This is a genomic window from Caenispirillum salinarum AK4 (genome assembly GCF_000315795.1).
Lineage (GTDB): Bacteria > Pseudomonadota > Alphaproteobacteria > Rhodospirillales > Rhodospirillaceae > Caenispirillum > Caenispirillum salinarum.
Genome location: NZ_ANHY01000004.1, coordinates 130,361 through 148,218, shown reverse-complemented (window position 1 = coordinate 148,218; position 17,858 = coordinate 130,361). Strand labels below are relative to the sequence as shown.

The window sequence follows — 17,858 nt, the reverse complement described above, 5'->3', positions numbered from 1 at the left end:
GGTGTAGTCGGCCGGCTTCTCCCGCGAGGCGGGCCATGCCGCATGGCGGCGGCTGCGACTCCGCAGACGGTCGACACCCTTGCTTCTGATGATGGTTCGGGTCCGACGCACCGCTGTTTCACCCCCAGGGGCCGCGCCGGCGCGGCGGTGGCGGCGGTTCGCGGTGGCGGGGCGGCAGGTCGACGTTGGGCACGCTGCCCGCCCCGCGCAGCTCGCGCGGGCGGGTGACCGTGAAGGCGCGGCTGCGGGCGCCGCTCCACAACGGCACGCCGCGGGAGCGGAAGACCGGGATCAGCGCCGCACCGGCGACGAAGCCGCCCATGTGCGCCAGGAAGGCGACGCCGCCCGCGTCCACCGGAGCGTTGGCGCCCGAGATGAACTGCATGAGGAACCAGCCGCCCAGCACGATGAAGGCCGGCACGTTGATGATGCGGATCAGGATGATGATCCACAGGAACACGCGGACGTTGGCGCGCGGATGCAGGATCAGGTACGCGCCCAGCACGCCGGCGATGGCGCCGGACGCGCCGACCATGGGAATCTCGGAAAACGGCGCCGGCAGGCTCTGGGCCAGGGCGGCGGCGGTGCCGCACACGAGGTAGAAGGCGATGAACCGTCCGTGGCCCATGCTGTCCTCGACGTTGTTGCCGAAGATCCACAGGTAGAGCAGGTTGCCGCCCAGGTGCAGCCAACCGCCGTGCATGAACATGCTGGTCACGACCGTCAGCCAGCCGGGAATCACCGCCAGTTCCGGCGGCAGGGTCTTGTTGCCGAACAGCACGGTCGGGACGACGCCGAAGCTGTAGAGGGCGGCGCGCTGCTCCACCGGCGCCAGGCTTTGCTGCCACAGGAACACCACGACGCACAGGCCCATGATCGTCCAGGTGACGAAGGGCGTGCGGCGCGTCGGGTTGTCGTCGGCGATGGGCAGAAACAGCATGACCGTAGAGTGGGGGCGGGTTTGGCCGTGCGCAAGGGCAGGCGGCCGAACCCGCCCCGTGCGGTCAGTTGCGCCACTTGATGCGGCGCAGGTAATCGAGCGTGCGGTCGCGGAAGGCTTCGCGGTTCAGGCCGTCACTGTCTTCGCAGTACATGCCGTTGAGGATGGCTTTGAACCCGCCGTACTGCGGCCCGACGCCTTGGCGGAACAAAACGCATGTCTCGTCGCGAATGGCAGCGACCGCATACACGATGCTGCCGAACTGTTGAGGGGTCAGGCTGGCCGCCGGCACAGGACGTCCGCGGTACCGCCAGCCCTTCGCATGGCCCGTGAGGTCGCTTGCTGCCGGCCGCCGCATGTAATAGTTGACCTTTTGTATGCGGACCAGCTCGGCCCAGCCGCCGTCGAAGGCGTATTTCTCGACGTAGTAGTTCGACGGATACTGCTCGGACCGGATCGACCGGAGGCCGATGTCGGGAGTCGAAGGGAACTGGATAAGGCTTTCAGCCTCCGTGATCGTCCGACTAACGGGTTCGCCGAAGTCCTGCTTTCCGTCGGACACGCACCCGACCAGGAGCAGAACGGCAGCGGCGGCAAGTAAACGGCGCATAATCCCCCCAGGATTTCCATGGATCCAGGAAGATAATAAGAGGCAGTTATGTGCACCGCAACGTTGGCGAGGCTCAAGCGGCCATTTTACCCGCCACCCGCCATGGGCACGCCGCCGCCGCCGGGCTTGAGCATGCGGCCGTACCAGCGCCACAGAAGCAGCGCAACCGCCCCGCGCCAGGGGCGCCAGGCTTCGGCGAGCGGGGTCATGGCCTTGGCGTCGGGGCGGGCGGGCAGGTCGTGCAGGGCGTGGCAGGCGGCCTGAAGCGCCAGGTCGCCGGCCGGCCAGACGTCGGTGCGGCCCAGGCAGAACAGCAGGTAGATGTCGATGCTCCACGGCCCGATTCCCGGTACGGGCGACAGCGCCGCCCGCACGGCGTCGTCGGGGGCGTCGGCCAGGGCGTCCACATCGAGCCGGCCGTCCACGATGCGTTCCGCCAGGGCGCGGACGTAGCGGCGCTTGGGGCGCGACAGACCGCAGGCCGTCAAGGTTTCCTCCGAGGCCGCAACCACGGCCTCGGGCGTCGGCCCGGCCCCGTCGAAGGCCGCCACGGTCTTGTCCCAGATGGCTGCGCCGGCGGCGGTGGACACCTGCTGGTCGATGATGATGCGCAGAAGGCTGCCGAAGCCCGCCGGCCGCACCCGCGGCGCCGGCGGCCCCACCTCTGCCAGCGCCCGGGCGACGCGCGGACAGTCCTCGGCCACCGTCGCCAGAAGGTCGGCGAGGCGGTCGGCGTCGTGCAGCGGCGAGGCGGCGGCTGGGCGATCGCTGGCGGCGTCCATCAGAACTCCAGGGCCACGGAGCGGCCGTCGGAAATATCGCACCGGGCGAAGCCGCCGCTGCGCAGCGCGCCCGGCGTGACAGTGCGGATGTCGCAGGTCATGCTCTTGCCGGCCTCGCTCAGAAGCAGGGCCGAGGCGCGGCTGGTGCGTTCCGGCCCCGACAGGATGACGGTGGAGCCCACGCCCACGCGCGAATGCGTGCCCCAGCCCGTGCCGACGGCGAATCCGGTGGTCGGCTCGGTGCGCTCGGGGATGACCTTGCCGGTGAAGGTCTCGCCGTCGGGCAGGGTGACGGTGGCCAGCGGAGTCGGCCAGCCGGCCTTCTCCTCCATGAACAGCGTGGCGCGTCCCGCCGGGGCGCCGGCGTCGCTGGTGACCACGCCGGTCCCCTCCTGCTGCCAGGCGCAGCCGGCCAGAAGCAGCAGGGCGGCGGATGCGGAAACGGAAACCATGTGACGGAGCGGCATGGCGGCGGCTTTCGTTCGGGGTCCGATCCATCAACGCCGGGGCGCGGGCGCCTGATGCGCCGGCGTCATTCGGTGTCGTGCTGGTGGACCATGATGGACAGCATGCGGATGGGCAGGCGGCGCAGGGCCTCCGGCCCGTGGGGGGCCTCGGCGTCGAAGAACAGGCTGTCGCCGGGCTCCATCTCATAGACCTTCTGGCCGTGGCGGTAGTCCACCGCCCCCTCCAGCAGGTACAGGAACTCGAACCCCGCGTGCTGGAACGTGGGGTTGACCTCCTTCATCTCGGTCACCGTGATCAGGTAGGGCTCGACCGCCAGCTGCTTGCCGATGGAATGGCCGAGCAGGGCGTAATCGTGCCCCGCCTTGGTGCCCCGGCGGTCGATGGCGAGCCCGTCGCCGGCCTTGACGAAGGTGGCGTCGCGCTGTTCCTCGAACTTGCGGAACAGGGCGGTGACCGGCGTGTTGAGCGCGCGGGCCAGGTTCTGAAGCGTCGAGAGCGACGGCGAGGTCTGGCCGTTCTCGATCTTCGACAGCATGCCCGGCGACAGGTCGGCCTGGCGGGCCAGGTCCACCACCGTCATGCCCAGGCGGTTGCGGAGTTCGCGCACCTGCAGGCCGATGGCGGTTTCCAGGCTGGTGCCGTCGCGCTGCGCCCGCGCCGGTGCGGCGGTGGAAACGGAGGGCTTGCGGGCGGTGGTCGGCTGGCGGCTCACGGTCGGGTCCGGTCGAATCGTCAAGGCGTTCCGGCACTATAGGCCGCGCGCGGGCCGCCGAGAAGCCCGAGCGGGTTGCGGGGCGGTGCGCGCCGGAGTATGGAGGGCGCAGCAAACTTCATCATTACGCCGGAGACCCCCATCCATGACCGAGGCGACCCTGATCGACGGCAAGGCTTACGCCCAGACGGTGCGCGGCCGCGTGGCCCAGGCCGTGACGGCGCTCAAGGACCGCCACGCCCTGACGCCCGGCCTCGCGGTGGTGCTGGTGGGCGAGGACCCGGCCAGCCAGGTTTACGTGCGCAACAAGAACAAGGCGACGCTCGAGGCCGGCATGCAGGGCTTCGAGCACCGCCTGTCCGCCGAGACCACCGAGGGCGATCTGCTGAAGCTGGTGGCGCAGCTGAACGAGGACCCGCGGGTCAACGGCATTCTGGTGCAGCTGCCCCTGCCGAAACAGATCGACGAGGCGGCGGTCATCGCCGCCATCCACCCGGACAAGGACGTGGACGGCTTCCACGTCATCAATGCCGGGCGCCTGTGGACGGGCGGGGCGGGCACCGTGCCCTGCACGCCGCTGGGCTGCCTGCACCTGATCCGTCATCATCTGGGCGCCGACGGCCTGTCGGGCAAGAAGGCGCTGGTGGTCGGCCGGTCCAACATCGTCGGCAAGCCCATGGCGGGGCTGCTGCTGAACGAAAGCTGCACGGTGACGGTGGCCCACTCGCGCACCGCCGACCTGGCCGCCGAATGCCGGCAGGCCGACATCCTGGTCGCCGCCGTGGGGCGGCCGAACTTCATCAAGGGCGACTGGATCAAGCCGGGCGCCACGGTCATCGACGTGGGCATCAACCGCATGGACGCCGGCGAGGGCAAGACGAAGCTGGTGGGCGACGTGGAGTTCGCGACGGCCAGCACCGTGGCCGGCGGCATCACGCCGGTGCCGGGCGGCGTCGGCCCCATGACCATCGCCATGCTGCTCTACAACACGGTGCGCGCCACCTGCCTGCAGGCGGGCGTGCCGGTGCCGGAAGAGCTGGACGCCTGAACCGGCGGCCGGCCAGACAGGCGAGGGGCGGCCCGTGCAGACGCTGATCGTCTATCCCGCCGCGGCGGTGGCGGAAATCGCCGGCTGCTTCGCCTTCTGGGCGTGGCTCCGGCTCGACAAGTCGCCGCTGTGGGTTCTGCCCGGACTGGCGAGCCTGGCGCTGTTCGCCTGGCTGCTCACCTTCGCAGAGGCCTCCATGGCCGGACGCGCCTACGCGGCCTACGGCGGCGTCTACATTGTCGCGTCGCTGGTATGGCTGTGGGCGGTGGAGGGCGCCGTGCCGGATCGCTGGGACCTCGTCGGCGCCGCCGCCTGCCTGGCGGGGGCGGGCATCATCCTGTTCGGCCCCCGCGGGGCGTGACGGACCGGCGGCGCCGCGCAGACGGATTGCGCCTTGCCGCCCGGTCCTTCGGTCGATGCGCGCCCCTCAGGACTGGCTGGCCAGGGCGCGGGCGAGCTGGCTCAGGGCTTCCTGGTGGCGCTCGTTGCTGATCTGGCTGAAGTTGCGCGCCAGTTCCAGGCACATGCGCTGGCGCTGGCCCATGTCGTCGCCGGCGTCGCCCTCCAGGCCGTCGAAGAAGAAGCTGACCGGCACGTTCAGCACCTGGGCGATCTCGAACAGGCGGCCGGCCGAGATGCGGTTGATGCCGCGCTCGTACTTGTGGGCCTGCTGGTAGGTGACGCCGATCATGTCGGCCATCTGCTGCTGGGACAGGCCCATCATGATGCGGCGTTCGCGAATGCGCTGGCCGACGAATCGATCGATGTCGGTCGCGCGGTTGATGGGCTTGCCCGCGCGGGGCATGGACATGTTGTTCATAAGGCGGTTACCCCTTTTAACCCTCGGCGTCCGCGGGGGCGCTTGTGGCCGCGCCTCTCCACGATTGCGTCCCCCATCGGGGACGATATTCAACCCTGGGGATACTCCTTTCGAAGGAGGACAGGCAAGACTCTATTAGGTCTCAGGCCTATCTTTCTCAAGTCGAGCCAAAGATCACGAAAGCCGCGGAAAACCTGGGGAAAAGGACGCATTTTATAGCTTAAGTAATAGGTTCGGCCTATGACGTCAGGATAGTGTCCCTGGTCATGCGGACAGGTCGGTCGGCGGACCCGAGCGGTGCCGCCGCCCGTCGACAGCCGTGGCCTTTGCGGCCGCACGGTAGCGGCGGGCGCCGTCGGCGGCGCCGGGGTGCGGGGTGTCGGCCGGGGCGGGCTCGGGCGGCGTGATTTCCGCCACCGCCTGGGTCAGGAAGCCGGCGCGCCGGGCTCTGGCGCGGAAGGCCAGGTCGTCGCGGCGGTCCTGGCGCGCGGCGTCGTCCAGCAGGGTAAGCCGCAGCACCTCCGTCACCGCGTCGCGGGCGGCCAGACGCTCGGCGGCGTCGTCGCGCGCGGCATGGGCGCCGCCGCGGGTCTCGCCGGGGCGGGGGCCGGCGCCGAAGGCGGCGCGGTGCGGCGGCGGCAGGATCATGAAGGGCGGCCCTCGCGCTCGGCTGCGTCGTCAATCCCCCACAGTCAGTGAAGCACGGGCGCACCGGGCCGGGCGAGTGGCAGACACCCTCTCGGGCGGGGCAGGCGCCGGCGCGAAGGGACGGGCCCTGCAACCGGCGCCTGCCTCCAACGCATGAGAATGGGCCGGCGGGCAGGACCCGTCGGCGTCATCCGAACAGCGGAGGAGAGAACGCGGCCTCGGCGGCGCCCGGCGGTCAGCCGGTCTTCTTGCCGCCGGTGCCGGTGCTGGTGTTCGTGCCGGTGCCCGAGGCCGCACCCTTGCCGCCGGCGCCCGGGCCGCGGCCCAGCAACTCGTCGATCTGGTGCTGCATGGTGTTCAGGCGGGCGCGCAGTTCCTCGATGTTTTCCTGGCCGCGACGGACCGGGTCGCCGGTCTTTTCGGCGCCCTGGCCACCCTTGGGCGCGCCGTTGCCGGGGGGCGTGCCGCCCTGCGGCTGGCCGGCGGCCATGCCGGGCGCCTCGCCTTCCTTGTAGTTGAAGGGGCTGAACATCTTCATGGCGCTTTCGAAGATCGCCATGTTCTGTTTGTTCATTTCCTCGATCTGGTTGAGAGGAAACATGCCCTGCACGGCTTTCTGCATCATGTCGCGCATCTGTTCCTCGTTGCGGTAGAACGAGGTCATGGACATTTCCAGGTAGCGCGGCACCACGTCGGCCAGGCTGTCGCCGTAGAGCGAAATGAGCTGGCGCAGGAAGCTGATGGGCAGCAGGTTCTGGCCCTTGCCCTCTTCCTCCACGATGATCTGGGTCAGGACGGACCGGGTGATGTCCTCGCCGGTCTTGGCGTCGTAGACCACGAAGTCCTCGTTGTCCTTCACCATCTGGCACAGGTGTTCCAGCGTCACGTAGCTGGACGTCGCGGTGTTGTAGAGACGGCGGTTGGCGTACTTCTTGATCGTGATGGGCGCGGCGTGCGCTTTGCTGGTCTCGGCCATGTGTAAGCGTTTCCCCGGAGTCTTGGGATCGGTACCGATGGTCCCCAAGTTACCATACTTTTCCAAAGAGATATCGCATTTCTCAGCCGGTTCCATGGTAGGCTTCCGGGGTTTTCTGCTAGACTTGAGCGACCATGTCGGATGCTCCCGATCTCGAGGCGCTGGCGCGCCGCTACCTCGACCTGTGGCAGGACCAGATGGCCGCCATGGCCAACGATCCCGCCGTGGTGGAAGCCCTGTCCCGCACCTTCGCCCTGATGACCCAGGGCGCGGCGGCCTTCGCGCAGACCGCCGCCGATGACGGTGCCGACGCCCCATCCGACCTTGATCGCGACGCCCCCGCCGGTGGAGAGAGCAGCCATGCCGACCGTCACGGCCCCGCGTCTTCCCCCCGCAGCGCCCGGGCCGGAAGCGGACGCCCGCCCGGACCCGATGGCGGACCCGACGGCGCGCCGCCAGGGGCCGCGGCCGCTGGCGCTGCATCTGGCGACCCAGGGGTGGACGTTCCTGACCTCCTACGCCGGATTGATGCGCTTGAGCGGCGGGTGGCCGACCTCGACGCCCGGCTCCGGCAGTCGGACCCGGCCGGCTCCGGGCCCTGACCCGGGTGAAGCCCTGCGCCGGACGCTCGAATCGGTCGCCGCCGAGCACGGGGCGGGCGCCGCACAGATGGCGCGTGCCCTGGACAGTGCCGACGCGCGGCTGGCGTTCCTGGGGGCCGTGGACGCCGAGGCGCGCAGGCGGTTCGAAGCCTTCCTGCGCGGCATCCAGCGCTATCGCGCCCACCCCTATCACCGCACCGTCGCCGATCCGCCGGTCATCTGGCGGCGCGGCACCACGGGCCTGCGCGACTACCGCGGCACGGCCGAGCCCTCGCCGCGCGGCGAGGGGCGCGGCGCTGCTGTGCTGGTGGTGCCGTCGCTGGTCAACCGCGGCTATGTGCTGGACCTGACGGAGCGGCGCAGCTTCATGCGCTATCTGGCGGCGCGCGGCTTCCGGCCGTTCCTGGTGGACTGGGACGCGCCGGGAGACGACGAGCGCGACTTCGGCTGCACGGAGTACGTTCACGACCGCCTGTCGCCGCTGGTGGACGCCGTGCGGGCGGAGACGGGGGCGGAGAAGATCATCGTCGTCGGCTACTGCATGGGCGGCACCCTGTCGCTGCCGCTGGCCCAGGCGCGGCCCGACGCCGTGGGCGCCCTGGTGACGCTGGCCGCACCCTGGGACTTCCACGCCGGCAGCCGCCGCCAGCAGCGCGTCATGGCCGCCCTGGGCGATGCCATGGGCAACGTGGTGGACGTCCATGGCGTGCTGCCCGTCGACCTGCTGCAAAGCCTGTTCGCCACGCTGGACCCCGGCGGCATCCCGCGCAAGTTCCGCGCCTTCGACCGCATGCGTCCGCGCAGCGCCAAGGCCCGCGACTTCGTGGCGCTGGAGGACTGGCTCAACGACGGGGTGGCCCTGGCCGGGCCGCTGGCGCGCGAGACCCTGTTCGGCTGGTACGCCGACAACGGTCCCGGCCGCGGCGCCTGGACGGTCGGTGATTCGGTGGTGGACCCGGGACGCATTGCGGCCCAGACTCTGGTTGTCGTGCCGTCGCGGGACCGCATCGTGCCGCCCGAATCCGCCGAGGCGCTGCTGGCGGCCTGCCCGAAGGCGCAGGGCATGAAGGTGCCGCTGGGCCACGTCGGCATGATGACCGGGCGGCGCGCCGGAACGCTGGTCTATGGCCCGCTGGCGCGCTGGATGGGCCGTTCGGCGCGTCGATTCGCGGCGTGACGCGCCGTGGGGGCGCATGTGATGCTCATGTTGCAGCGCGAAAGAGCGTTTGCCCGCGCCGGTTCGTGCCGGTATCATGCCGCCGCCTTTCCGGGTAGGCCGGAGGCAGCGGCCGGGACGACCGAGGGCGCGCGGCAACCGGCAAGGGTTGGACTCAGGGAGAAATCGTCATGACCGATATCGTCGTCGTCAGTGCCTGCCGTACCGCCATCGGCAGCTTCGCCGGCCAGTTCGCCAACACGCCCGCCGCCAAGCTGGGCGAGATCGCCATCAAGGAGGCGATGAACCGCGCCCAGGTCGACGCCAAGGAGGTGTCCGAGGTCATCATGGGCCAGGTGCTGACCGCCGGCCTCGGCCAGAACCCGGCCCGTCAGGCCGCCGTCGCCGCCGGCATCGACGAGTCCACCCCGGCCTACCTGATGAACCAGGTCTGCGGCTCGGGCCTGCGCACCATCGCGGCCGGCGTCGCCAACATCAAGGCGGGCCTGTCCGACATCGTGGTCGCCGGCGGCATGGAGAACATGAGCCTGTCGCCGCACACCATGCACATGCGCAACGGCGTCAAGATGGGTCCGGCCGAAATGGTCGACACCATGATCAAGGACGGCCTGTGGTGCGCCTTCAACGGCTACCACATGGGCAACACCGCCGAGAACGTGGCACAGAAGTGGCAGATCACCCGCGAGGAGCAGGACGAGTTCGCCACCGCCTCGCAGAACAAGGCGGAAGAAGCCATCAAGTCCGGTCGCTTCAAGGACGAGATCGTCCCCGTCACCGTCAAGGTGAAGAAGGAAGAGAAGCAGGTCGACACCGATGAATTCCCGCGGGCCGGCGTCACCATTGACGCGCTGGGCAAGCTGCGTCCGGCGTTCTCCAAGGAAGGTTCGGTGACCGCCGGCAACGCGTCCGGCATCAACGACGGTGCGGCCGCCGTGGTGCTGATGACCGCCGAGGAAGCCGCCAAGCGCGGCCTGACGCCGCTGGCGACCATCAAGTCCTTCGCCTCGGTGGGCGTCGACCCGGCCTACATGGGCACGGGCCCCATCCCGTCGTCGCGCAAGGCGCTCGACCTGGCCGGCTGGTCGGTGGACGACCTGGACCTGATCGAGGCCAACGAGGCCTTCGCCGCCCAGGCGTTGGCGGTCAACAAGGACATGGGCTGGGATACCGCCAAGGTGAACGTCAACGGCGGCGCCATCTCGCTGGGCCACCCCATCGGCGCCTCGGGTACCCGCGTCTTCGTCACCCTGCTGCACGAGATGCAGAAGCGCGACGCCAAGAAGGGCCTCGCCACGCTGTGCATCGGCGGCGGCATGGGCATCGCCCTGACCGTGGAGCGCTAAGCGCGCCCCGGCGCCGGCAACGGCGACCTCAAAGGAAAAGCCCCCGGGTTGCGGACCGGGGGCTTTTTCATGCCGGGCGGAAGGTGACGCGGCCGCCCGTCAGGTGCCCAGCGCCCTCAGCGCCGCGTCGTCGCGGATCTCGATGCGGCCGCGCGACAGGGCGACCCAGCCGCGCCGTTCGAATTCCTTGAGCTGGCGGCTGACCACCTCGCGCGCCGTGCCCAGTTCGGTGGCGAGCGCCTGGTGCGTGGTGGTCACGGTGGCGTGGCCGTCGCGGCGGGCGTGGGCGCGCAGGGCCTGGGCCAGGCGCATGTCGACCCGCCCGAAGGCCACTTCCTCGATCAGCATGAGCAGGTCGGCGATGCGCCCGGCGTAGACGGTGAAGACGAAGCGGCGGAAGGCCGGGCTGGCGTCCAGCAGCGCCTGGAAGGCGGCGGCCGACAGCACGGCGGCCTTCACCGGCGTCTCGGCCACGCCTTCCGCGCCGTACTCGGCCGACGTCATCAGGCAGGCCGTCGTCAGCACGCAGGTCTGGCCGCGCTCCACCCGGTAGAGGACGATCTCGCGCCCCGATTCGGAAATCTTCTGCACCCGCACCGACCCGTCGAGCACCAGGACATAGGCCTGGCACTCCGACCCTTCCGAGAACAGCACGGTGCCCGGCGGCACCTCCATCACCCGCAGGGCGTCACGGAACACGCGCAGGCCCTCGCCGTCGATGGCGGCAAGCTCGGGGAAGGCGGTGCGGATGGCGGCCAGCGCCGTTTCGGTGTCCTGTGTCATGGAGCGCAGTGTGCCGCGCCGGATGCCTCGGGGAAAGCGGAAGATGCGTCCATCCTTAAGTGGGCCTGTTCGCGCCCGAGCCAAGGCGCCACTGTGGCGGCATGAGACAGTCGCCCGCCGCCGCTCCCGCCGCCTCGTCACCCGCCGCCGCCGAACCGTCGGCGCGGCATGTGCTGGTGGGCAGCCTGTGGGGAATCGGTGCGGCCCTGATCTGGGCGGGATGGATGGCGATCACGCGGCTGGGCGTCACCACCACGCTGACGGCCGCCGACCTGACCGTCCTGCGATTCGGCGTCGCCGGCCTGATCCTGGTGCCGGTCCTGTGGCGGGCGCGGCACCGCGTCGCCGCCGTGCCCTGGCCGCTTCTGGCGGGCATGGTGATGGGAGCCGGCGCGCCGTACTCCATGGTGCTGGGCTTCGGCCTGACCATGGCCCCGGCGGCCCATGCCGGCGCGCTGGTGCCCGGCACGCTGCCGCTGTTCACGGCGCTTCTTTCCGCCCTGTTCCTGGGCGAGGTGATCGCCCGCCGCGCCCGACTGGGGCTGGTGCTGATCGTTGCCGGCGCCCTGACCATCGGCGGCCTCGGCATCCTGACCGGCTGGCCGCAGGAGACGGCGGGCCATGCGGTGTTCCTGTGCGGCGCGGTGATGTGGGCCACCTTCACGGTCTGCATGCGCCGGGCCGCCCTGCCGCCGCTGGAGGCGGTGGCGGTGGTCTGCGTCGTCTCCGGCGTCCTGTTCACGCCGCTCTACCTGGCCCTGCCGCCCCAGGGCATTCCCACCGCGCCGGTGTGGGAGGTTTTGATGCAGGCCTTCTACCAGGGGGTGATGTCGGCGGTGGCGGCGCTGTTCTGCTTCAGCCGCGCCGTCGCCATGCTGGGGGCGGCCCGCGCGGCGGTGTTCGGGGCGCTGGTGCCGGTGCTGGTGTCGCTGCTGGGCATCCCGGTCCTGGGCGAATGGCCGACGCCGGGCGACATGGCGGGAATCGTCGCCGTGTCGCTGGGCGTGTTCCTGGCAAGCGGCGCGCGGCTGCCGCGCCGCCGGCGGCGCGGGGCGTCCTAGGCCCTGCCCTGTCCCTCGACCCCGTCCGCGGCGAGCAGCCGGCGCAGGCGCTCCAGGTCGGGCTCCACCGCCGCCGAGGCGCGGTCCTCCATGTCCCGATAGAGGGCCAGAACCTCGCGCCCCGCATCCGTCAGATGGGCTCCGCCGCCCTTCTGGCCGCCGGTGGCCGACTCGACCAGCGGCGCGGCGAAGTGGCGGTTGGTCTCGTCGACCAGCAGCCAGGCGCGGCGGTAGCTCATGCCCATGCGCCGCGCCGCCGCCGAGATGGACCCCAGCTCGTCGATGAGCGCCAGCAGGTCCATGCGGCCCGGCCCCAGCACCAGCTGCGCGCCGCGCTTGAAGCGCAGGCGCATGCGCAGGGTTTCGGAACCGGGCTGGTCGGTCATGGGGACGCGCCTCCCTCGGTCAGAAGCCCGCGACGCCGCCGTCGCCGCGCGGGTCGGCCGCGCCCTCGATGACGCCGTCGGGCCGCAGCACCAGAGCGCCGGCATGGCCCATCAGGTCGTCGAAGTCGCCGACCCGCGCAACCGTGTGGCCGGCGGCCTCCAGTGCTGCGACGAGGGCGGGGTCCATGCGGCTCTCCACCTTCAGGTCATGGCTCTCGCCTTCGTAGGAGCGGCCGAGCGCCCAGCGCGGGGCGGTAACGGCCGCCTGCAGCCCCGTTCCGAAGCGGGCGTAGCGGGTGAAGAGGGCCGCCTGCGTCTGCGGCTGGCCGTCGCCGCCCATGGTGCCGTAGACCATCACCCGGCCGTCGCGGAAGCGCGCCAGCGCCGGCGACAGGGTGTGGAAGGGCTTGCGGCCCGGCTTCATGACGCGCGGGCTGTCGGGGTCGAAATCGTAGGCGATGCCCCGGTTGTGCCACAGAAGCCCCGTCTCCGGCAGCACCACGCCCGAGCCGAAGGCGTGGTAGAGGCTCTGGATGAAGCTGACCGCCCGGCCCTCGCCGTCGACGCAGCCCATCCAGACCGTATCGCCGGGCGACGCCGGCAGCGGCCAGGGTATGGCCTGGCGCGGCATGATCTCGGCCGCCAGGCGGTCCAGCAGGTGGTCGGCCAGGAAGGTGGTGGCGTGCACCTGCATGGCGTGCGGGTCGGCCACATGCGTGTTGCGCACCCGGAAGGCCAGCTTGGTGGCCTCGACGATGCCGTGGATATGGGCGAAGCGCTCCGCCTGATCCGGTCCCACGTTCAGGCGCTCGAACAGGCCGAGGATCATGAGCGACGTCAGGCCCTGGGTGGGCGGCGGCGTGTTGTAGACCGTGCAGCCCTCCAGCCCCATGGACAGGGGCCGGCGGCGGATGCTGCGGTGGCGCGCCAGGTCGTCGGCCGTCAGCGGTGTTCCGGCGGCCGTCAGGTCGGCGGTCAGCGCCCGCCCGATGGCGCCGCGGTAGAAGTCGTCCAGCCCGTCACGCGCCAGGCCTTCAAGCGTGTGCGCCAGGGCGGGGTTCCTGTGCAGGCTGCCCTCGGCGGGAATGGAGCCGTCGGCGTTCAGGTAATGGGCGGCAAAACCCGGATGGTCTCGCAGCGCGTCGGCCCGGCGCAGCAGCGCGCGGTGATGGGCGCTGGAGACCGGCACGCCCTCGCGCGCGTGCCACACCGCGTCCTCCACCAGGCGCTCCAGGCTCATGCGGCCTTCCCAGCGGGCGGAGACGTCCAGGGCCGACTGCCACCCCGAGACGGTACCCGCGACCGTGGCCGCCGCCAGCGGGCCGGTGCCCGGCACCGCCGTCAGGCCTTGCGCATGGTAGGTCTCGGGCATGGCATGCCGGCCGGCGGCGCCGCTGCCGTCGATGGAGACGACGGGGCGCCCGGGTTCCGAGATCAGCCAGAAGCCGTCCCCGCCCAGGCCGTTCATGTGGGGGTAGACCACCGCGCAGGTCGCGGCGGCGGCAATCATGGCTTCCACGGCGTTGCCGCCGTCGCGCAGCACGGCGGCGCCCGCCTGGGCCGCCAGGGCGTGGGGCGCGGTCACCATGCCCCGTCGCGCGTAGGTGGTGTGTATCATGCGTCGTCCGGTCTCATGAGGCTGGCGCCATTCTTGAGAAAGAACCTTGTCGGGTAAAGACCTTATACGGTCGAATCCGCCATCCGGCCCCTTGCGCGGGCACGGGCGCGGGCAACGTGGGTGCCATTCGCCTTGCCCAAGGGTGGGCGTTCGGTATAAACCTCGCGCCCAAATTTCTCCGACCGCCCCGGATTCCCTATCGCGCAGGACCAACCCTCATGACCGACGGCGACTACACCGCGAACGTCTACATTCCCATCGCATGGGAACTTTTCCACCGCGACACCCGCGCGCTGGCGCACAAGCTGGTGGAGGCCGACCTGGGCCCGCTGAAGGGCATCGTCGCCATCACCCGCGGCGGCCTGATCCCCGCGTCCATCCTGGCGCGCGAGCTGGACGTGCGGCTGATCGACACGGTCGGCGTCGTCACCTATGACGACCGCGTGCGCGGCGAACCGCGCGTCGTGAAGAAGCCTGACGACATGGTGGGCGACGGCGAAGGCTGGCTGATCGTCGACGACCTGGTCGACAGCGGCGTCACCGCCCGCGTGGTCAAGGACCTGCTGCCCAAGGCGCACCTGGCGACCGTCTACGCCAAGCCCGCCGGCCAGGACGAGGCCCACACCTTCGCCGTGCCGGTGAAGCAGGACGTGTGGCTGCTGTTCCCCTGGGATGCCGAACTCAAGCCCAACGAGCCGCTCGCGCGCCAGGGCCGCAACCCGAAGTAAGGCGGGCCATTCTTGAAGGTGTCACGGACCGCCGTCGGATTCCGCATCGGCGGCGCTTGATCCTGCGCGTAACCCTGCCATATTACCCGATAACGGTTTTCTGCCATTAGAGGAATGACCATGGCGCTCAACCCCGAACGCTCTTACGGCGCCCGCACAGGTGCCGAGGCGCGGGCCGATATCGACCAGGGCCTGCGCAGCTACATGCTGAAGGTCTACAACTACATGGCGTCGGGCGTCGCCCTGACGGGCATCGTCGCCATGCTGTCCAACCCGCAGTCGTCCTTCGGACTCCTCGCCCCGATCTTCTACGCTGAGGTCGCGCCGGACGTCTTCCAGGCGAACCTGCTGCTGTGGGTGTCCATGTTCGCGGCCATCGGCATGGTGTTCTTCATGTCGTTCCGCATCGGCAAGATGTCGCCGGCCACGGCCCAGGCGGTGTTCTGGGGCTATGCCGCGCTGAACGGCGTGTGGATGTCGGGCCTGTTCCTGACCTACACGGACATGTCGATCACGCGGGTGTTCTTCATTGCCGCCGGCGCCTTCGCGGGCCTCAGCCTGTGGGGCTACACCACCAAGCGCGACCTGACGGCCATGGGTTCGTTCCTGATGATCGGCCTGATCGGCCTCATCATCGCCATGGTGGTCAACATCTTCCTGCAGAGCCCGATGATGATGTTCGTCATCTCGGCCGCCGGTGTCCTGATCTTCGCGGGCCTGACCGCCTACGACACGCAGAAGATCAAGGACATGTACATCGAGGGCGAGCACGAGGGCACCGCGTCGAAGAAGGCCATCATGGGCGCCCTGGCGCTGTACCTGGACTTCATCAACCTGTTCATCATGCTGCTCCACCTGTTCGGCGAGCGCCGCTGATGACCCGCCCGGCCCCCGGGCCGGTCGGACGGTAAAGGAAACGCCCCGAGGCTTCGGCTTCGGGGCGTTTTTCGTTGCTCCGGTGGCGGGGGTGCTGGCTGAGGTGCTGCGGCGTCATTGGCTGGTGGTTGTTTGGGGGAACCACCAAGACACCAAGACAGCGCGCGCAGGCGCGCCATCACTCTTCTGTCAGCCCCTATTGCCCGTTTTTCGGCAAGAGAAATGAAAAGGAACCGAGGGAGCGCGAGGGAGCCCGTGGCTCCCTCGCATTTCATTCCGGCGCAGCCGGAAAGCCTTGGCGCCTTGGTGCCTTGCTGTTTCTCATCTCCACCATCAACACGGAGCACGGCGTCCCGTACCCCTCACCGCGCCACGATCTTCACCATGTCCCCCGGCCGCAGGCCGTCGTTCAGCTGCATGTCGTTGAGCAGGCGGAACCACTCGTCGTTCCAGCGGCCGTAGGGCAGGCCGGCGGACAGGCCACGCACGGTGTCGCCCGGCCGCACCTCGGTCACCAGCAGGCGCAGGGGCTCCACCTCGGCGGCCTCGGCGGGGCTGAGGTGGCGGATGGAGTAGGTGGTGCGGCGGAAGCCCTCGTCGAACCGGCCGAAGGCATTGGGCGGGGCCAGGAACAGGAAGCGGATCATGCGCCCACGCTGGGCGGCCGGCAGCACCACCGCCTGCGCCCGCATGGGGCCCTGGCGGCTTTGCACCTGCAGGGCGGCGGTGGCGGCGGGCAGGCCGTTCACGCGGATGCGCTCCAGGTTCATGACGCGCGCGCCCCGCATCCAGCCGCGCAGGTAGTCGGCCGGATCATCGGTGCGGCTGGCGCCCATGTCCATGACGATGGCCGCGCCCTCGGGGTGCTGGGCGACCACCTTGTCGGGCGCGTTCATCAGGCGGAAGCCGTCCGGCACCTCGTAGGCGAAGCGCAAGTCGGGATGAACGAAGCGCTGCCCCAGCACCAGCCCCTGCTCGGGGTCGTCGCCGAACAGCATGCCGCTGATGGTGTTGAGGTAGGCCTCGCGCGCCACCACCGGGTCGGCCGGGCGCGCGGCCTCGGCCAGTTGCATGGCCTGCTGCACGCGCTCCACGCTGCGGGGGTGGGTCGCCATGATGTTGTACTGGTCCACCGCCGCCGGATCGCGGCCCATCATGCGGGCGTCCAGCCGCGCCTGATCGCCCAGCGTGGCCAGGAACGTCGTCATGGCGTCGGGGTCGTAGCCGGCCCGCGTCATGTACCGCACGCCCAGCATGTCCGCTTCCAGCTCCTGCTCGCGGGAATAGCTCTGCAGGTAGGCCTGGGCGCCGAAGGAGGCCAGGTTGGCGATCTCGGAGCTTCCCGTCACCGCCCCCAGCAGCACCGCGCCCAGCTGCGCCACCATGCCCGCGCCCTGGCGCTCGGCCGAGTGGCGGGCGGTGACGTGGCCCATCTCGTGCGCCACCACACCGGCCACCTCCGCCTCGTTCGATGCCATGGCCAGCAGGCCGCGGGTCAGCGTGATCTTGCCGCCCGGCAGCGCGAAGGCGTTGACGATCGGCGTGTTGGCGATGGTGATCTCGTACGGAAGGTCCGGGTACTCCGTATAGGGCACCATGCGCCGCAGGATGCCGTCCACGTAGGCCTGCAGGCGACGGTCCTCGTAGGCGCCGCCGAAGGCTTCCAGCAGCTTGGGGTGCTCGCGCCGGCCGACGGCGACGTCGTCGGAGATGTCGGAAAAGCCCGTGAAGCTGGACCGGCCGGTGGCGGGGTTCTGGGCGCAGCCGGCCAGACCGGCGGCGGCCACCGCCGCCATGCCGCCCGCCAGCACCGCGCGGCGGCTCAGGCGCGGCAGCCCGAGGCCGCAGCCGCAGGCGCCGTGGTGCACGGCATGATCATGCAAATCGTGGCGGGATGCCATGGTCGACCCTCCCTCCCTGTCCTTGACGGCCCGTTCCCGTGGAAAACGGTGCAGGGGGGTCAGGCGATGCGCGTGCCGCCGGGGTTCTTGTCGGGCGTAAAGGCGTTGAAGGTGATAAGGGTAAAGGTATCCTTCACGTTGGGCAGGGTCTGCACCTTCTCGGTGACGAAGCGGCCGACGTCGGTGCCGTCGTCCACGTAGAACTTGGCGAGCAGGTCGTAGGAGCCCGAGGTGGAATAGATTTCGGAAATCTGCTCGATCTCCTCGACGGCCCGCTCGGCAACCTGATAGGCCTTGCCAAGCTCACACTTGATCATGACGAAAACCGCGCGCATGACGATGGGTATCCCTTTGATGATGCACGGACTCCGGCCCCTCT

Annotated in this window: 21 protein-coding genes; 8 read left to right on the top strand and 13 right to left on the bottom strand. The window is 70.2% G+C overall.

Annotated features, from left to right (window positions below; all coding sequences use genetic code 11):
- Positions 1-118 precede the first annotated feature (118 nt).
- From C882_RS04110 to C882_RS04090, 5 genes are all read right to left on the bottom strand, one after another.
- Positions 119-940, bottom strand: a complete 822-nt coding sequence (locus C882_RS04110) for a rhomboid family intramembrane serine protease (RefSeq protein WP_009539286.1) — start codon at positions 938-940, stop codon at positions 119-121.
- 64 nt (positions 941-1,004) lie between these two features.
- On the bottom strand, positions 1,005-1,550 hold the full coding sequence (locus C882_RS04105) for a hypothetical protein (RefSeq protein ID WP_043643577.1): 546 nt from the start codon (positions 1,548-1,550) through the stop codon (positions 1,005-1,007).
- Between the two features lie 86 nt (positions 1,551-1,636).
- On the bottom strand, positions 1,637-2,332 hold the full coding sequence (locus tag C882_RS04100; RefSeq protein WP_009539284.1) for a DNA-3-methyladenine glycosylase family protein: 696 nt from the start codon (positions 2,330-2,332) through the stop codon (positions 1,637-1,639).
- On the bottom strand, positions 2,332-2,799 hold the full coding sequence (locus tag C882_RS04095) for a hypothetical protein (protein WP_009539283.1): 468 nt from the start codon (positions 2,797-2,799) through the stop codon (positions 2,332-2,334). The genes C882_RS04100 and C882_RS04095 overlap by 1 nt, the downstream gene beginning before the upstream one ends.
- Before the next feature lie 65 nt (positions 2,800-2,864).
- The gene (locus tag C882_RS04090) at positions 2,865-3,512 is read right to left on the bottom strand and encodes a helix-turn-helix domain-containing protein (protein WP_009539282.1); all 648 of its coding nucleotides are present in this window, start codon (positions 3,510-3,512) and stop codon (positions 2,865-2,867) included.
- A gap of 145 nt (positions 3,513-3,657) precedes the next feature.
- On the opposite strand from C882_RS04090, the gene folD reads away from it, so the two are divergent.
- Positions 3,658-4,560 carry a bifunctional methylenetetrahydrofolate dehydrogenase/methenyltetrahydrofolate cyclohydrolase FolD gene (folD, locus tag C882_RS04085; RefSeq protein WP_009539281.1) on the top strand — a complete coding sequence of 301 codons (903 nt, stop codon included), beginning with the start codon at positions 3,658-3,660 and terminating at the stop codon, positions 4,558-4,560.
- A gap of 34 nt (positions 4,561-4,594) precedes the next feature.
- Positions 4,595-4,921 (top strand): YnfA family protein, encoded by a 327-nt coding sequence (locus C882_RS04080; RefSeq protein WP_009539280.1) that lies wholly within the window; start codon positions 4,595-4,597, stop codon positions 4,919-4,921.
- 66 nt (positions 4,922-4,987) lie between these two features.
- On the opposite strand, the gene C882_RS04075 is transcribed toward C882_RS04080, so the two are convergent.
- The 3 genes from C882_RS04075 to phaR all read right to left on the bottom strand — a co-directional run bounded on the left by C882_RS04075 (position 4,988) and on the right by phaR (position 7,004).
- Positions 4,988-5,380, bottom strand: coding sequence for a helix-turn-helix domain-containing protein (locus C882_RS04075; protein WP_009539279.1), 393 nt, complete (start codon positions 5,378-5,380; stop codon positions 4,988-4,990).
- 264 nt (positions 5,381-5,644) lie between these two features.
- Positions 5,645-6,028 (bottom strand): hypothetical protein, encoded by a 384-nt coding sequence (locus tag C882_RS04070; protein ID WP_009539278.1) that lies wholly within the window; start codon positions 6,026-6,028, stop codon positions 5,645-5,647.
- Between the two features lie 235 nt (positions 6,029-6,263).
- Positions 6,264-7,004, bottom strand: coding sequence for a polyhydroxyalkanoate synthesis repressor PhaR (gene phaR, locus C882_RS23850; protein WP_009539277.1), 741 nt, complete (start codon positions 7,002-7,004; stop codon positions 6,264-6,266).
- A 134-nt stretch (positions 7,005-7,138) separates the two neighbouring features.
- Between phaR and C882_RS25375 the strand changes: the two genes are divergently transcribed.
- The 3 genes from C882_RS25375 to C882_RS04055 all read left to right on the top strand — a co-directional run bounded on the left by C882_RS25375 (position 7,139) and on the right by C882_RS04055 (position 10,126).
- The gene (locus tag C882_RS25375; protein ID WP_009539276.1) at positions 7,139-7,606 is read left to right on the top strand and encodes a hypothetical protein; all 468 of its coding nucleotides are present in this window, start codon (positions 7,139-7,141) and stop codon (positions 7,604-7,606) included.
- Positions 7,607-7,673: 67 nt separating this feature from the next.
- Positions 7,674-8,783, top strand: coding sequence for an alpha/beta fold hydrolase (locus tag C882_RS04060; protein WP_009539275.1), 1,110 nt, complete (start codon positions 7,674-7,676; stop codon positions 8,781-8,783).
- 170 nt (positions 8,784-8,953) lie between these two features.
- On the top strand, positions 8,954-10,126 hold the full coding sequence (locus C882_RS04055) for an acetyl-CoA C-acetyltransferase (RefSeq protein ID WP_009539274.1): 1,173 nt from the start codon (positions 8,954-8,956) through the stop codon (positions 10,124-10,126).
- Positions 10,127-10,225: 99 nt separating this feature from the next.
- Here the strand turns inward: C882_RS04055 and C882_RS04050 are convergent, their stop codons facing one another.
- Complete coding sequence (locus tag C882_RS04050) at positions 10,226-10,909, bottom strand: Crp/Fnr family transcriptional regulator (RefSeq protein ID WP_009539273.1); 684 nt, start codon at positions 10,907-10,909, stop codon at positions 10,226-10,228.
- 101 nt (positions 10,910-11,010) lie between these two features.
- Here C882_RS04050 and C882_RS04045 point away from each other — a divergent pair, with 101 nt between their 5' ends.
- Complete coding sequence (locus C882_RS04045; protein WP_009539272.1) at positions 11,011-11,970, top strand: DMT family transporter; 960 nt, start codon at positions 11,011-11,013, stop codon at positions 11,968-11,970.
- Here C882_RS04045 and C882_RS04040 read toward each other — a convergent pair.
- Both C882_RS04040 and C882_RS04035 read right to left on the bottom strand, forming a co-directional pair.
- Positions 11,967-12,356: a winged helix-turn-helix domain-containing protein gene (locus C882_RS04040; protein ID WP_009539271.1), complete on the bottom strand. Its 390-nt coding sequence runs from the start codon at positions 12,354-12,356 to the stop codon at positions 11,967-11,969. The two genes, C882_RS04045 and C882_RS04040, sit on opposite strands and share 4 nt — an antisense overlap.
- A gap of 19 nt (positions 12,357-12,375) precedes the next feature.
- The gene (locus tag C882_RS04035) at positions 12,376-13,974 is read right to left on the bottom strand and encodes a gamma-glutamyltransferase family protein (protein WP_009539270.1); all 1,599 of its coding nucleotides are present in this window, start codon (positions 13,972-13,974) and stop codon (positions 12,376-12,378) included.
- Positions 13,975-14,192: 218 nt separating this feature from the next.
- On the opposite strand from C882_RS04035, the gene gpt reads away from it, so the two are divergent.
- Both gpt and C882_RS04025 read left to right on the top strand, forming a co-directional pair.
- Positions 14,193-14,702 (top strand): xanthine phosphoribosyltransferase, encoded by a 510-nt coding sequence (gene gpt, locus C882_RS04030; RefSeq protein WP_009539269.1) that lies wholly within the window; start codon positions 14,193-14,195, stop codon positions 14,700-14,702.
- A gap of 120 nt (positions 14,703-14,822) precedes the next feature.
- Positions 14,823-15,578 (top strand): Bax inhibitor-1/YccA family protein, encoded by a 756-nt coding sequence (locus tag C882_RS04025; RefSeq protein WP_009539268.1) that lies wholly within the window; start codon positions 14,823-14,825, stop codon positions 15,576-15,578.
- A gap of 362 nt (positions 15,579-15,940) precedes the next feature.
- Here C882_RS04025 and C882_RS04020 read toward each other — a convergent pair whose 3' ends face one another.
- Positions 15,941-17,479: a M48 family metalloprotease gene (locus tag C882_RS04020; RefSeq protein WP_009539267.1), complete on the bottom strand. Its 1,539-nt coding sequence runs from the start codon at positions 17,477-17,479 to the stop codon at positions 15,941-15,943.
- 59 nt (positions 17,480-17,538) lie between these two features.
- Positions 17,539-17,814 carry an Lrp/AsnC ligand binding domain-containing protein gene (locus C882_RS04015; RefSeq protein WP_009539266.1) on the bottom strand — a complete coding sequence of 92 codons (276 nt, stop codon included), beginning with the start codon at positions 17,812-17,814 and terminating at the stop codon, positions 17,539-17,541.
- Positions 17,815-17,858 lie beyond the last annotated feature (44 nt).